The following is a 13480-nucleotide window of genomic DNA, read 5'->3' as shown; positions in this document are numbered from 1 at the left end:
TCACTCGGCCGGGCAGACCGTGCCCGGCGCGGGCAGCGTCAGGTCGGTCAGATACCGGGTGGCGTGCCGGATCGGGCACTTCTTCCCCGACAGGTAGAGGGCGTGACCGGGCCCGTCGTAGGCGACGGTGACCGACCCCGGCACCAGCCGGGTGAAGCTCTCCGTCCACGCGTAGTCGCCCCACGTGCTGCCGGCCCCCAGGAACGGCGGCAGGCCGCGCACCGGCAGCGGGCGGGACGGGTTGGCCACCGGCAGCGGCCACCCGGCGCAGCCCAGCCCGCCGAGCTCGGCCCCCCCGAAGTTCGGCGAGGCCTTCCGCACCTTCCGGAGGGACGCCTGGAACTCGGTGTACCCGGCGTATCCCCGGCCGTCCCCGCAGCTCATCGCCGGCACCCCGGGCATGGCCCAGACCTGCGCGTTGCCCAGGGCCACGTCGGCGAAGCCGGACCCGTCCCCGCGCCGGGCCTTGTCCACCGATTCAGCGAAGGCCAGCCAGCGGGAGTTCCCCGGCCCGGGGTCGGTGAAGCCGAAGCTCTTCAGGCGCCATCCGGTCAGCTCGCCCTTCCCGAACTCCGCGGAGGTGACCGGGATCGGCCTGCGGTCGGCGTCGCGGATCAGCCGGCGCCAGACCTTCCCGGCGTCCTGCCCGTGCAACGCGCAGGCGGGGGTCTCCGCGCACCAGCGGACGAACCCGGCGAACACCTTCTCCCTGGCGGGAGATGACCGCAGTGCCTGGTCGGTCCAGCCGTTCACCAGGTTGATCGTGCCGTCGAGGTACATGGCCCGGATGCGCCGGGGGAACAGCCGGGCGTAGGCGGCGGCGGGGGCCCCGCCGTAGGAGTTGGCCATGAAGCTCAGCCGCTCCTCCCCCAGGGCCTCGCGGATCGCCTCCATGTCCCTGGCCACCGACAGGGAGTCCAGGTGCTCGAACAGCCCGGTGCGGTCCGCGTCCCGGCACGCCTCGAACGCCTTGGTCATCGCCGTGGTCAGCGCGGTGTAATCCTTGCGGTCGCGGGGCTCGCGCAGCGTCGTCCCGGGTTGCCTGCAGACCGGCGGCATCTGACCGAGCCACACGGTGACCCTGGGGGCGTAGGCGACGATGTCGAACCTGCGCCGCAGGTCGGTGAGGTCGGCGGCGGCGCGCTTCAGGTCGTCGATCCCGCTGTTGCCGGGGCCGCCGGGGACGCCCAGGACGCTGCCGATCCGGTGCCGGGGCTCGGTGGTCGCCAGCCGGGCCAGCTTCAGCGTGATCTTCGGCCCGTCCGGCCGGGACCAGTCCACCGGCACCTCGATCGCGGCGCACCGCATGTCCGCGGGCGCGTCCTTCCCGGCGCAGTCGCCCCACACCGGCCGATCGTCCCGGGCGGCCGACGCCGCCGGGGTCATCCCCGCCAACGCCGCCGCGGCCATGCCGATGACCAGCCATCCGGTCCTGCCGAGAGAATGTCGTCGCTTCGTCGTCGTCATGGCTCCACCGTGGCCGGGCCGGGCGGGCGTCCGCCACGGGGATGTCCTCCGTACCGGGTTCGGGATGTCCCCCGGGTGCCGTCCGGCTGGGCCCGCACCCGCGCGTCCGCCAGGCTTTACGACGACGCCGCCGGAAAAGAGCCGCCGGCGGCGCCGCGGGGTGAGGAGGGGCATGGAGAGTCAGGCGGGAAACGGGCCGCGGCGCGCGACGGGCGCGGATCCGGTGTGGGCGCGGGCGTGGCGCGAGCTCATCTACGCGCTGGTGACGCCGCTGATGGCCGTGATCGGCCTGGTCTACGCCGTCGTGGTGGCGCTGAGCGTCGTGTCGTCGGCCGGTGTCGTCGGCCTGCCGCTGCTGGCGCTGGGCGTCCCGGCGGCCAGAGGTCTCGGCGCGGCCAACCGGCGGCTGGCGCGCGCGCTGGCCGGGGTGCGGGTGGCCGATCCCGCCCCGTTCCGTTCCGGTCCGGGCCTGGCGGACCGGCTCGTGGCGGCACTCAGTGACCTGCCGGGATGGCGCGCCGTCATCCACGGCCTGGTCCGGCTGCCGGCGGCCGTCCTGGCCTTCGCCGTCGCCGCCGGGCTCTGGGGAGGCGGCCTGGCCCTGCTCGGCTGTCCCCTGTGGTGGCGCTCCGCCGCCCTGCCGGTCCTCTCCTCGTACGGTTGGCCGGGCGCGGTGCCGACGAGCGCCGTCGGGGCGGTGCTGCTGCTGGCGGCGCCGTGGGGCGTCCATCTCGCGCTGGCCCCCGAGCGGCTGCTCGCCCGGACGCTGCTGGGCCCGCCTCCGGGCGAGACCAGGACCCGGAGGCTGGAGCGGGCCCGGGCGATGGCGGTGGACGGCGCGGCCACCGAGCTGCGCCGCATCGAACGCGACCTGCACGACGGCACGGCCGCGCGGCTGGTCACGCTGGCCATGAGACTGGGCATGGCCCTGGAGGAGTTGGAGCACGCCGACCGGCCGGAGCGGCCGGCCCGCGCCCGCACTCTCGTCGAGGACGCGCACCGCGACGCCAAGGAGACCCTGGTCGAGCTGCGCGACCTGATCCGCGGCATCCATCCGCCCGCGCTCGGCGAAGGGCTGGAGACCGCCCTGACCACGCTCGCCGCGCGCAGCCCGGTCCCCGTCCGGTTCGACGCCGACCTGCCCGAGCGGCCCGCCCCGGCGATCGAGGCCATCGCCTACTTCTGCGCCGCGGAACTACTCGCCAACGTGGCCAAACACAGCGGCGCCCGCCGCGCCGTACTCGGCGTGCGGGCGTCGGACGGCCTGCTGACCCTGCTCGTGCGCGACGACGGCGACGGCGGCGCGGCGATGGACGCCGGATCCGGGCTGCGGGGCCTGGCCGGCCGGGTGGCGCCGGTGGACGGGACGATCGACGTCCACAGCCCGCCGGGAGGGCCTACGGTGGTCACCGTCGAGCTTCCCCTGCACGTCTGAACGGAGAACGAGCCCGTGCGCATCGTGATAGCCGAGGACGCCGCGGTGCTCAGGGACGGGCTGCGCATGCTGCTCACCTCCCGGGGTCACGAGGTGGCGGCGGCCGTGGGCGACGGTGAGGCGCTGGAGGCGGCCGTGGCCGAGCACCGGCCCGACGTCGCCGTGGTGGACGTGCGCATGCCGCCCTCCCACACCGACGAGGGGCTGCGGGCCGCGCTCCGGATCCGCCGCGCCCATCCGGGTCTGGGCGTGCTGGTGTTCTCCCAGTACATCGAGACGCGCTACGCCGCGCGGCTGCTCGCCGACGGCGCCCACGGGGTGGGCTACCTGCTGAAGGAACGCGTCGCCGACGTCGGGGACTTCCTGTCCGCCCTCGACCGGATCGCGGCCGGGCAGACCGTCCTCGACCCGGAGGTCGTCACCCAGATCATGGGTGCCGGCCACCGCGCCGAGGCGCTGGCCGCGCTCACCCCCCGGGAGCGCGAGGTGCTCTCCCTCATGGCCGAGGGGCGGTCCAACAACGCCATCGCCGCCGCGCTGTTCCTGTCGTACGGCTCGGTGGAGAAGCACGTGGCGCAGATCTTCACGAAGCTCGGCCTGTCGCCGTCCGACGGCGACCACCGCCGGGTGCTGGCCGTCCTGCGCTATCTCCAGGGCTGATTGTGTTCATTGCGACGCTGCGCGTCGCGGCTCGGGGTTGTGCTCATGGCGACGCTGCGCGTCGCGGCTCGGGGGCTTGAGCCCGGTGTCTTCCCTCGTCACTCCGTCGCTCCGCGACTGCGTTCCTCAGTCCAGACACCGGCGCCCCCGAGCGGGTCAATGGCGGATTTCGCGGTGAGCCTGTGCGGGGTGGTCGTGGCCCGAGCCCGCACAGGCCGGCCGCATCACGCGACGGCGGTCCCCTCAAGCTCGACCATCAGGCTGGGGATCGCCAGCCGTGTCACCCCGAGCATCGTGGTGGACGGTGCCACCCCGGCGGCGCCCAACCTCGACGCCAGCACGCCGTAGTGCTCGAAGAGCCGATCGACGTCGGTGGTGTAGACGTTGAGCCTGACGAGGTTCGCGAGGGACATGTCGGCCTCGCCGAGCACGGCCTCCAGGTTGTCGAGGCTCAGCGCCAGCTGCGCCGCCATGTCATCGGCATGCTGGGGCCTGCCGTCGCCGCTCATCGCGGTCTGCCCGGCGCAGTACAGGGTCCGGGTGTGCCCGGAGACGATCTCACCCTGGTTGTATCCCAGCTCCACCGACCATGCCCACGGGTTGACCGCCGTTCGCTCCATCTCCACATCAGCTCCATTCGATTCTTCATCACATGCGTCGACCGGATCGGTCGCCGCCGTCTTTCGGTCGTGTCGATGAGCCTGCCAACGAATCACGACATCCTGTGTCGTGTATTTCGGTAAATTCCTCGCATGCGCGCCGACCGGCTGGTCTCCCTGGTGTTGCTGCTGCGGCAGCACGGCCGGCTGTCCGCGGCCACGCTGGCCCGCGAGCTGGAGGTGTCCACCCGCACGGTGCTGCGCGACATCGAGGCGCTGTCCGCGGCCGGTGTCCCGGTCTACGCCGAACGCGGCCGGCACGGCGGTTTCGCGTTGCTGCCCGGTTTCCGGACCGAACTCACCGGACTGAACCCCGACGAGGCGCTTGCCCTGCTGGTCGCCGGATCGCGGCGCGGCGCGCAGGCATTCGGCCTCGGCTCGGCGCTCGCTTCGGCGATGCTCAAGGTGGTCGACGCGCTGCCCGAAAGCTATCGGGACACCGCGGCCGGCGCGGCCGAGCGGCTGCTCGTCGACCCGGAGACCGACCTGCTCTCGCGTCGGCTGGCCGCCGAGGAGGTACCCGACGCCGTGGCGGCCGAGGTCCTGCGCGCGGTGTTCGCCGGACACAGGCTGCGGATCCACTACGCGGCTGTGGACCGGACCCCGAAGTGGCGCACGGTGGACCCGATAGGCCTGGTCACCATACGCGACCGGGGCTACCTGCTGGCCACGAGGTCCGGCGAGGACCGCACCTACCGGTTGTCCCGGATCCTGTCCGCCGAGGAACTCGCCGAACCCGCACAGCGGCCGGACCGGGTCGATCTGGAGCGGGCCTGGCAGGAGCGCAGCACACGGTTCCGGGCCGGCGGCGACCAGGTCACCGTGCTGGTACGGATGGACCCGGCGCGGCGGGAGGACCTGGTGGGAACCGCGCTGGCCGTTCTCGCCGAGGAACCCGACTCCGACGGCCGGCTGCGGCTGGAGGTGACCTTCCAGGACGCGAGACACGCCGAATGGGCGCTGTGGCAGCTCAGCACGAACGCGGAGGCCCTGGCCCCACAGTGGTTGCGTGACTCCCTGCGCGACCGCGCCGCCGCGGTCGCCGCCCGCTACGGAATGTGATCCTGAGAGCCGTCGCCTTCCGCGGACCGCCCATCCCCTTCCCGCGGCGCATGGACCCCGGGCTGCGCTCTCCTCGGCCACACTGACTCCATGGAATACGTCGTCCGGGTGCCCGCGCCGCCGCTCGACCGGTTCATCGACGACATCTACTGCCTGACCGGGACGCCGCGCCACCGCCGGATGAACGTCCCGCCGATGCCGTCGGCACACCTGTTCGTCAACCTGGGCGGACCCGTCCGCCTGTGGGACTCCGACCCTTCGGTGCCGCCGGCGGTGCTCACCGACGGGTGGTTCATGGGTGTGTGGACCAGGCGTTTCCTCTTCGAGTACCCCACACCGGTGCGGCTCGTCGGGGTGCACTTCAAGCCCTGGGGGCTCTCGCCGTTCACCGGCATGCCGGCGGCCGAGCTGCGGAACCGGTGGGTGCCGGTCGACGCCGTCTGGCAACGGTCCCTGGACCGGATCCGCAACCAGGTCGACGGCATCGCGTCGGCCACCGGGAGACTGCGGGTGGTGGAGGAGGAGCTGCGATCGCGACTCGCCGAGGCGCCGTCGCACGGCCTCGACCTGGTCCAGCACACGGGCAGGCGTTTGGAGACCTCCCACGGCGCGATCCCGATCGGTGCGCTGACCGATGCCGCCGGGGTGAGCGGCAATCACCTGGCCACGCAGTTCAAGTCCCATGTCGGGGTCACCCCGAAGCGGGTGGCGCGGATCTATCGTTTCGCGCGGCTGATCGTGTCCGTGGACGCCCTGCGTCCGGTCGACTGGTCACGGCTCGCCCAGACGGCGGGCTACTTCGACCAGGCCCACTTCGGCAGGGAGTTCAAGGACTTCACCGGCCACACCCCGACGGATTACCTGGCCCTGCGCCGCCGGTTCCCCGCCGAGCGGGGGTTCCCGCCGGACAGCGGCCCGATGCCCGTCGATTGATTTTTTACAAGCCCACCCGCTCCCGAGGGCGGCAGGATCGGGGGCGGATACGCGAGGGACTTCGGGAGAACCTGTGGGCACAGTGATCATGCACAGCGTGGTGTCGGTGGACGGCTTCATCGCCGACGGGAACGACGACGTCGGGCCGCTCCACGACTGGTACTTCAACGGCGACATCCCGATCACCGAAGGCGGCGACGGGCAGTACGACCATTCCGGAGCCGGAGGCCGCATCAAGGTCTCACGTGCGTCGGCGGAGTACGTCCGGTCGACGTGGGAGACGATCGGCACGATCGTGATGGGCCGCCGGCTGTTCGACCTGGTGAACGGCTGGGAGGCGCAGCCGCCCGCGGGCGACCACGTGGTCGTGGTGTCCCACCGGCCCAAGCCCGAGGGCTGGCACCCCGAGGCGTCGTACCACTTCGTCGATGACGTGACGGCTGCGATCGGCAAGGCCCGGGAACTCGCCGGGGAGCGGACCGTCGCGGTGAACGCCGGCGAGGCGGGAGGCCAGATCCTGGCGGCCGGCCTCGTGGACGAGGTGGCGATGGACGTGGTGCCGGTGGTGTTCGGGTCGGGCAAACGCTACTTCGGCGGCATCGACGGGCGACGTCTGCTGGAGGACCCCCACGTGGTCATCCAGGGCGAGGGGGTGCTGCACCTGAGGTTCAAAGTGCGCCGTTGAATCCGATGGGGCGCGAAAACGCCGGCGGGCCCCGGCGCCGCGGTGGTGGCGGAGTTCAGCCGGCCCCGGACCGCCTTGCCTCACAGGGCGGAAGTACCTAAGCACGTCAGATTCCCCGTCGTTCCCGTCTGCGTAATTTGGTGGTCACAAGAGAGAACGACCACTGAGGAGACAGCCATGAGCGACATGAACGAGCTGGTCCAGCGCTACCTCGCCGCGTGGAACGAGACCGACGCCGCCGCGCGGCAGGCCGTGCTGGCGGAGGTCTTCGCCGAGGACGCGGTGTACACCGACCCGCTGGTCTCCGTCAGGGGCAGGGACGGGCTCGACGCCACCATCGCGGCGGTCCAGGGGCAGTTCGGCGGGCTGGTCTTCAGCCTCGGCGGCGCCGTGGACGCCCACCACGACATCGCGCGCTTCACCTGGCACCTGGGACCTGAGGGCGCCGAGCCGATCGTCATCGGCTTCGACGTCGCGGTGGTCGGTGACGACGGGCGGATCAGCCAGGTGCTCGGCTTCCTCGACAAGGTGCCGGCCGGAGCCTGAACGTCTCGGGGAGACGGCCGGTCCGTACCGCTCATCCAGGAACAGCGGAGGAACCATGACCGCCTACGTCATCGCTCACCTGCAGGACGCCGCTCCGCACCCGGAGATCGCCGAGTACATCGAGCGCCTGCCCGGGACCTTCGCGCCGTACGGCGGCCGCTACCTCGTGCACGCCACGCAACACGAGGTGAAGGAGGGCAGCTGGCCCGGGAGCGTCGTGATGCTCGGCTTCCCCGGGATCGCCGAGGCGCGGGCCTGGTGGGACTCACCCGCGTACCGGGAGATCGCACCGCTGCGCTCGCGGCACATCGAGGGCGACCTCATTCTGGTGGAAGGCGTCCCCGAGGGCTACGACCCGGCCGCCACCGTGAAGGCGATACGAGAGGCACTGCCCGCCGAGTAGCGGCCAGGTCAAGCGGGGACGTCGTAGTTGAAGCCGAAGACGCGCACACCGGTCTCAGTACGGGGCCGGTGGCTCGTCCTGGGACCGAAGGCGACGTAGGTGCCCGGTCCGTGGGTGCGGTCGTCCTCGATGAGCTCACCGCTCACGACGAAGTACGCCTCGCCGTAGGTCTCATGGACGTCGAGGCCCGGCCATTCGGCGCCCGGAGCGAGGTCGATCACCCACGTCCTGATCCCCGGCATGCCCGGGAGCATCCGTACGTGGACGCCGGGGCCCAGCTCGATCGGCGTGACCTCATCGACGTCCACGGGAAGAATCCGCCCAGGTGGCACCTGCTCCATCATCGATGACAGGATCTCACAGCCCCAGTTGATCGGCGAAATCCCTGAGCTCGCTCCGGGACGCGACGCCGAGCTTGGGATAGGCCTTGTAGAGGTGGTAGCCGACCGTCCGGTGGCTGAGGAAGAGCTGCGCCGCGATGTCGCGGTTGGACAGGCCCTGCGCGGCGAGCCTGGCGATCTGCAGTTCCTGCGGAGTGAGGCCGGCCGCCACGCCTTCGGCGGGCCTGGGGCCCTGGTCCTGGGCGCCGGTCGCGGTGAGCTCGCCGCGGGCGCGTTCGGCCCACGGCCGCATGCCGAGCCGGTCGAAGACCTCCAGGGCCTCGTTCAGCGGCCCGCGCGCCTCGGCCTTCCGCCGGGCCCTGCGCAGCCATTCGCCGTAGAGCAGCGCGGTCCTGGCGTACTCCAGCGCGCGGCCGTCCTGGTCGTGCAGTTCGAGGGCCGCCGTGTAGAACTCCTCGGCCCGGTCGTCGGCGGCGAGCAGCCCACGGCAGCGCATCACGAGCGCGTCGGCCCACGGCTGCCTGACCGACGCGGCCCACCGCTCGAAGCGCGCCAGAGGCTCGGCGGCGCGTTCCTGCGCCCCCACTCGTACGGCCGACTCCACCAGGTCGGGAGTGGAACGGATGGCGCAGATGTGATGGCGCATCGGCTCGCGGGTCAGGCGCTCGAAGCGGGCGAGCGCCGCCTCGGCGCGGCCGAGGCCGAGGTCCAGCAGGCCGAGCGACCAGTGCGCCCACGGCGCCCCGGGGGAGATGGTTCCGGCGGTGGCCCCCGCCAGTCCTTCATCGGCGTTGCGCCGGCAGGCGGCCTCCTCTCCCCTGGCCGCGGCGAGGTAGGCGAGCACGCTGCTGAACTGGCTGACCCACTGCTGCTGTCCGGTGTCGCGGGCGAGCCTCAGCGCCTCGGTCGCCGTGGTGAGCGCGTCCAGGTGCCGTCCGGTGAACACCTCGCCCTCGACCACGAAGAACAGCACCGTCGGCAGCCGCCCGGCGCCGCCCCTGGCGCGGTGCCCGGCGGCGAGCGAGGTCGCCAGCTCGTAGGCGTCGGCGTCCTGGCCCAGCGCGAGTGCCACGCCGCAGAGGATCATCAACACCTGGTCGGGGGTACGGCCCCGCCGACGCACCGCCGCGAGGGTGTCGCCCAGCGGCGGCGGGTTGTCGGACCGGTTCCGGTCGAGGTGGACGAGGTAGGGTCCCACCGGCGCGAGGGGATCCGCGTCGTCCAACGGCAGCGCGATCAGCCGTTCCAGCGTTTCCGCAAGCTGCTGCTCCCCCAGGTACCAGGAGGTGTGCACGGCCTGGATCAGCAGCACGGCGGCCTGGCCTGGATCGGTGTCGCGGATGAGCCCGGCGCCGTCGAGCAGCAACCGGTGGGCGGCGGAGTAGGAGCCCTGCCAGAAGTCCGCGAGCGCGCGCACGTGCGCGAGCCGCGCGTTCACCGCCGGGACCCCGTTCAGCCGACGGGCCGCGCGGCCGCCGAGGGCTCTGGCCCGCTCCAGATCACCGGCCTCCAGTGCCGCCTCCGCCGCCAGGGCCTCGCGGTGAGCCCTGGCGCCGGGCTCGGCGCTCAGGCGGGCGGCCCGTTCGTATGCCGCGGCTGCCGCCTCGTGGCCGCTGCGTTCGCGGGAGCGGGCGGCGGCGCGTTCCAGCGCGGCGGCGGCCTCCTCGTCGACACCGGTGGCGGCGGCCGCCAGATGCCAGGCCCGGCGGTCCGCGTGCTCGGGCGAGTCGAGGGCGGCGGCGAGCGCGCGGTGGGCGGCGAGGCGTTGCCCGAGCGGCGCTCGCTGGTAGACGGCGGCGCGGATCAGCGGATGGCGGAAGCGAATCGTGGTGCCGTCAGCGTCGCCGCGGACCACCAGGCCGGCCCGCTCGGCGGGAGACAGGTCCTCGACGGCCGCTCCCAGCGCGGCGGCGGCACGCAGAATCACGGTGAGCTCGCCGGTCTCGTCGGCCGCCGCCACCAGGAGCAGGCTCTGGCAGGCCTCGGACATCCGGCTGACCTGGCCGTGGAAGGCCAGTTGCAGGCGGCTGGTGAGGGGAAGCGCCCCTGGCGAGAACGCGCTGCCGCCTTCGGCGGCCAGGGCGACCGGCAGCTCCAGCAGGGCCAGCGGGTTGCCGCCTGCCTCGGCGAGCAGGCGGTAGCGCACGGCGGGCGCGAGTGAATGCCGGTCGAGCAGGGCCGCGGCCGCCTCAGGGGCCAGCCCGGACAGGCGTGACTCCGGAAGGCCCGGGGCGGGGAAGGACCCCTCGCCGTCCCTGGCTGCGAAGATCATGACCACGCCCTCGGCGTGCAGGCGCCGGGCGGCGAACAGGAGCGCGTCCCGCGACGCCCGGTCGAGCCACTGCGCGTCGTCGACGAGGCAGAGCAGCCCCGTCTCGTTCGCGTGTTCCGCCAGTAGGGAGAGCACCGCCAGTCCCACCAGCATCGGCTCTGAACCGGCCGCCGGCCCGAGCCCGAACGCCGCCTCCAGAGCCTCGCGCTGCGGGCCGGGCAGCGCGGCGAGGGATCCGAGGGCCGGGCGCAGCAACAGCTGCAGCCCCGAGAACGGCAGCTCCGCCTCGAACTCGACCCCCGCGCCGCGCACCAGCCGCATGCCACCGGCCGCCGCGGCGGCGTGGTCGAGCAACGCCGTCTTGCCGATGCCCGGCTCGCCGCGCAGCACCAGCGACGAGCTGGTGCCCGCCCGGGCTCCTGCCAGCAGTTCGGCGATCGTGTCCTCTTCGGCCTTTCGCCCGTGCAGTTCCCCCGCGCCCATGACCCCATCCTGGCATTCGTCCGGGACTGTCCCGTACCGGTGGGAAAGGATGGGCAGGCCGGTCGTGAGGAAGGCTCGGGAGCTGAATATGCCAGTAGGCCCATGGGGCCCACCTGGAATCGAACCAGGAGAGAAGGAAGCCCTCGAATGGCCTCACGACCGGCGTGCGAGGAAGGCGGGAGAGCTGGCGTTTTCACTAAAAGGTGAGAGAAGGAAGCCCTCCCATGGCCTCGCGGTCCCAACCGTATCAGGCGGGGATCAGCTCGTGCAGCGTCCCGGGCGTGTACACCCGCGAGCCCGGCGGCGGATCGGCCGGCGCCTCCAGCCCGATGTAGGTGGTGTGGGCGGCCGCCGATCCCCTGGCGCGCAGCAGGCCGGCGAGATACCGGACCCGCAGGTGGTCGCGCTCCACGATCGAGCGCGCCAGCAGCGAGGTGGTGACCCGGTTGCCCTCGACCTGGTTGAAGTGCGGGAACCCCTTCAGGTAGAGGTGCAGCCACTTCACCCGCCACCGGCCGTCGTCTCCGCGCAGCAGGACGAACGGCAGGGCGACCCGGCCCGACCCGCGCAGGTCGGACTTCATCCGCACGGTCCGCGGCTCGAACGGCCTGCCCTCCTGCGCGGCGTCCCTGGTCATGTAACCGAAGAACGCCTCGGCGGCCTCGTCGAACGGCTCCCCGTCGTAGATGTTCACCTGGGGGATGATGATCGGCCGGGTCGCCTCGGCCAGCCGGATGTCGATGAACTCCGACGCGCCGTCGGGCGCCTCGACCAGGTCGCCGGAGTAGGTGGCGAAGCCGTTGCCGTAGTTCGTCCACGAGATGTGCTCGGGGTCGCCGTAGGAGGCGTCGAGCATGAGCGCCGACAGGTCGTAGTCGGTGCGCCGCGCGGCCTGCCGCCAGTGGACGAAGAACCGGAACAGCTCGCCGTCCACCGCCGACAGCGAGCCGCGGGGCAGCACGCCGATCCCGGGTGCGACGGCCTTGCCGGACAGCGGCAGGGCGACGTCGAGCACGTCGGGGTCGACGATCAGCTCGCCGGGGTCGGGGAGGCGGCGGGTGATCTCCTCGTCCAGGACGGCGAGCGCCCGCGTCAGGAACTCCCGCGCCAGCGGCGGGCGGGAGTCGGGCGTCGTCCACGCCCTGCCGTACCGGTTGGTGAAGACGCGGCCCGCGGCGGGGGCGAGCCGGTTCTGCAGGTGTTCGCGCAGGGACAGCAGCACGCGGCCGGAGGCGCCCGCCGCGGCCTTCTCCGCGGCGTCCAGCACGGCCGGCGCGGAGCCGGTCCGCAGCAGGTGGTCCAGGCGGCGCAGCAGCGCGCCGGGCGCGTTCCCCAGCAGCTCGACGGCCTCGGCGGTACGGCCCGCCGAAAGGGCGGCCTCGACGCGGCCGTCGAGGCTCACCACCCGGCGCTCGCCCCTGGCCGCCTCGAAGACGCGGGCGGCACGCGCCAGGTGCGGGTACTCGTGGGGGTGCAGCCGCTCGCCGAGCCGCTTCCACCGCTCCCGGTGGCGCTGCACGTCGCCGAGCGCGGCCGGGGAGGCGACGGCGTCCAGGGCTTCGAGCAGGGTCCGCCGCTCGGCGCGGCGGAACGAGCGGAACCGGGTGGGTACGGCCAGCGTGACGTCGCCGCCGGAGCAGCCGCAGGCGAGCCTCAGCACGTCGGTCACCGTGTCGACGAGCAGTGGCCGTCCGGCGGCCAGCCGCGCCTCGTTGACGACGGCGCGGTTCTCCCGCACCGGGATGCGCTCCGGCTGCTCCGGCCGGTCGGCGCAGAACGCGGCCAGGGCGCGCAGCGCCGCCAGGTCCTCGGCGGCCAGGGGCGTCTCCGCCCCCGCCAGCGACAGGTAGAGCCCGGCCGCCTCCGCCTCCAGGCTCCCGCCGAGCTCCAGCACGGTCACCCGGTCGGCGGCCAGCGGGACCAGCTCGGCGTGCGCGGCCAGCAGGTCGGCGTAGGAGTGCCGGTAGCGGCCGTAGCCCGGCAGGGTCAGCAGGTCGAGCACCGGCGGCCGGACGCGGTCGACGGCGACCGGGTCGAGCAGCGCCTCCCGCATCAGGCCCGCCCAGAACTCCAGGGTGTCCGGCACGTTCGCGGGGAAGTCGATGAAGTAGGCGTTGTGCCGTACGTGGTCGCCCACCAGCTCCCGGACGGCGGCCAGGACCCGCACACCCAGGTCAACCACGGTCTCGCCGGGCAGCTCCGCCAGGCGGCCGAGCAGGGCCGGCGAGCACGTGAAGCCGACGCTCAGCAGTGCGGCGTCGAGCTGGCGGGCGGCCGTCTCCCCCCAGCCCGGTACGGCGCCGGCGGGAGCGTCGACGGGGACCCGCAGCCGCCTGGTGATGACGAGCTTTTCAAGATTGTCCACGGCCGCACCCTATGCCGGGGAAAGCTGGCGTTTCCCGGATTTTCCGGTGCCCGGCGGCCACGCCGCCCCTCCGACCGGACCGCCCTCGGCGTCACCGGTGACCGGCCAGGTGCCGTCCAGGTGCCGTCCAGGTGCCGGCCAGGCGGTTCAGGGTCTTCAGGTCGGCGCT

12 protein-coding genes are annotated in these 13480 nt (G+C 73.1%); 7 read left to right on the top strand and 5 right to left on the bottom strand.

Going from position 1 to position 13480, the window contains the following annotated elements:
• Positions 1–1467: an alpha/beta fold hydrolase gene (locus IEZ10_RS28070; RefSeq protein ID WP_189249533.1), complete on the bottom strand. Its 1467-nt coding sequence runs from the start codon at positions 1465–1467 to the stop codon at positions 1–3.
• Between the two features lie 172 nt (positions 1468–1639).
• Here IEZ10_RS28070 and IEZ10_RS28065 point away from each other — a divergent pair, with 172 nt between their 5' ends.
• Together IEZ10_RS28065 and IEZ10_RS28060 are read left to right on the top strand one after the other, a co-directional pair.
• Complete coding sequence (locus tag IEZ10_RS28065) at positions 1640–2902, top strand: sensor histidine kinase (protein WP_189249532.1); 1263 nt, start codon at positions 1640–1642, stop codon at positions 2900–2902.
• A gap of 15 nt (positions 2903–2917) precedes the next feature.
• Positions 2918–3562: a response regulator gene (locus IEZ10_RS28060; RefSeq protein ID WP_189249531.1), complete on the top strand. Its 645-nt coding sequence runs from the start codon at positions 2918–2920 to the stop codon at positions 3560–3562.
• A gap of 224 nt (positions 3563–3786) precedes the next feature.
• On the opposite strand, the gene IEZ10_RS28055 is transcribed toward IEZ10_RS28060, so the two are convergent.
• Positions 3787–4182 carry a RidA family protein gene (locus IEZ10_RS28055; RefSeq protein WP_189249670.1) on the bottom strand — a complete coding sequence of 132 codons (396 nt, stop codon included), beginning with the start codon at positions 4180–4182 and terminating at the stop codon, positions 3787–3789.
• A 132-nt stretch (positions 4183–4314) separates the two neighbouring features.
• On the opposite strand from IEZ10_RS28055, the gene IEZ10_RS28050 reads away from it, so the two are divergent.
• The 5 genes from IEZ10_RS28050 to IEZ10_RS28030 all read left to right on the top strand — a co-directional run bounded on the left by IEZ10_RS28050 (position 4315) and on the right by IEZ10_RS28030 (position 7850).
• Positions 4315–5283 (top strand): helix-turn-helix transcriptional regulator, encoded by a 969-nt coding sequence (locus IEZ10_RS28050; protein WP_189249530.1) that lies wholly within the window; start codon positions 4315–4317, stop codon positions 5281–5283.
• A gap of 90 nt (positions 5284–5373) precedes the next feature.
• Entirely contained in the window at positions 5374–6216 is an 843-nt protein-coding gene (locus IEZ10_RS28045) for a helix-turn-helix domain-containing protein (RefSeq protein ID WP_189249529.1), read from the top strand.
• 73 nt (positions 6217–6289) lie between these two features.
• The gene (locus IEZ10_RS28040; RefSeq protein ID WP_189249528.1) at positions 6290–6901 is read left to right on the top strand and encodes a dihydrofolate reductase family protein; all 612 of its coding nucleotides are present in this window, start codon (positions 6290–6292) and stop codon (positions 6899–6901) included.
• Between the two features lie 177 nt (positions 6902–7078).
• Positions 7079–7447 carry a nuclear transport factor 2 family protein gene (locus IEZ10_RS28035; RefSeq protein ID WP_189249527.1) on the top strand — a complete coding sequence of 123 codons (369 nt, stop codon included), beginning with the start codon at positions 7079–7081 and terminating at the stop codon, positions 7445–7447.
• 55 nt (positions 7448–7502) lie between these two features.
• The gene (locus IEZ10_RS28030) at positions 7503–7850 is read left to right on the top strand and encodes a DUF1330 domain-containing protein (protein WP_189249526.1); all 348 of its coding nucleotides are present in this window, start codon (positions 7503–7505) and stop codon (positions 7848–7850) included.
• An 8-nt stretch (positions 7851–7858) separates the two neighbouring features.
• Here IEZ10_RS28030 and IEZ10_RS28025 read toward each other — a convergent pair whose 3' ends face one another.
• The 3 genes from IEZ10_RS28025 to IEZ10_RS28015 all read right to left on the bottom strand — a co-directional run bounded on the left by IEZ10_RS28025 (position 7859) and on the right by IEZ10_RS28015 (position 13311).
• On the bottom strand, positions 7859–8158 hold the full coding sequence (locus IEZ10_RS28025) for a cupin domain-containing protein (RefSeq protein ID WP_229811724.1): 300 nt from the start codon (positions 8156–8158) through the stop codon (positions 7859–7861).
• Positions 8159–8207: 49 nt separating this feature from the next.
• The gene (locus IEZ10_RS28020; RefSeq protein ID WP_189249524.1) at positions 8208–10946 is read right to left on the bottom strand and encodes a helix-turn-helix transcriptional regulator; all 2739 of its coding nucleotides are present in this window, start codon (positions 10944–10946) and stop codon (positions 8208–8210) included.
• A gap of 247 nt (positions 10947–11193) precedes the next feature.
• Positions 11194–13311 carry a TerD family protein gene (locus IEZ10_RS28015; protein WP_189249523.1) on the bottom strand — a complete coding sequence of 706 codons (2118 nt, stop codon included), beginning with the start codon at positions 13309–13311 and terminating at the stop codon, positions 11194–11196.
• Positions 13312–13480: the final 169 nt, after the last annotated feature.

It is taken from the genome of Streptosporangium pseudovulgare (genome assembly GCF_014648055.1).
GTDB classification, from domain to species: Bacteria; Actinomycetota; Actinomycetes; order Streptosporangiales; family Streptosporangiaceae; genus Streptosporangium; species Streptosporangium pseudovulgare.
The sequence above is the reverse complement of the archived record's forward strand: the minus strand, read 5'-3'. Positions and strand labels throughout refer to the sequence as shown.

What these genes read in the sequence shown, in the direction of transcription:
- IEZ10_RS28070 (WP_189249533.1), bottom strand. Translation starts at nt 1,467, where the DNA reads ATGACGACGACGAAGCGACGACATTCTCTCGGCAGGACCGGATGGCTG.
- IEZ10_RS28065 (WP_189249532.1), top strand. Translation starts at nt 1,640, where the DNA reads ATGGAGAGTCAGGCGGGAAACGGGCCGCGGCGCGCGACGGGCGCGGAT.
- IEZ10_RS28055 (WP_189249670.1), bottom strand. Translation starts at nt 4,182, where the DNA reads ATGGAGCGAACGGCGGTCAACCCGTGGGCATGGTCGGTGGAGCTGGGA.
- IEZ10_RS28050 (WP_189249530.1), top strand. Translation starts at nt 4,315, where the DNA reads ATGCGCGCCGACCGGCTGGTCTCCCTGGTGTTGCTGCTGCGGCAGCAC.
- IEZ10_RS28045 (WP_189249529.1), top strand. Translation starts at nt 5,374, where the DNA reads ATGGAATACGTCGTCCGGGTGCCCGCGCCGCCGCTCGACCGGTTCATC.
- IEZ10_RS28035 (WP_189249527.1), top strand. Translation starts at nt 7,079, where the DNA reads ATGAGCGACATGAACGAGCTGGTCCAGCGCTACCTCGCCGCGTGGAAC.
- IEZ10_RS28030 (WP_189249526.1), top strand. Translation starts at nt 7,503, where the DNA reads ATGACCGCCTACGTCATCGCTCACCTGCAGGACGCCGCTCCGCACCCG.
- IEZ10_RS28020 (WP_189249524.1), bottom strand. Translation starts at nt 10,946, where the DNA reads ATGGGCGCGGGGGAACTGCACGGGCGAAAGGCCGAAGAGGACACGATC.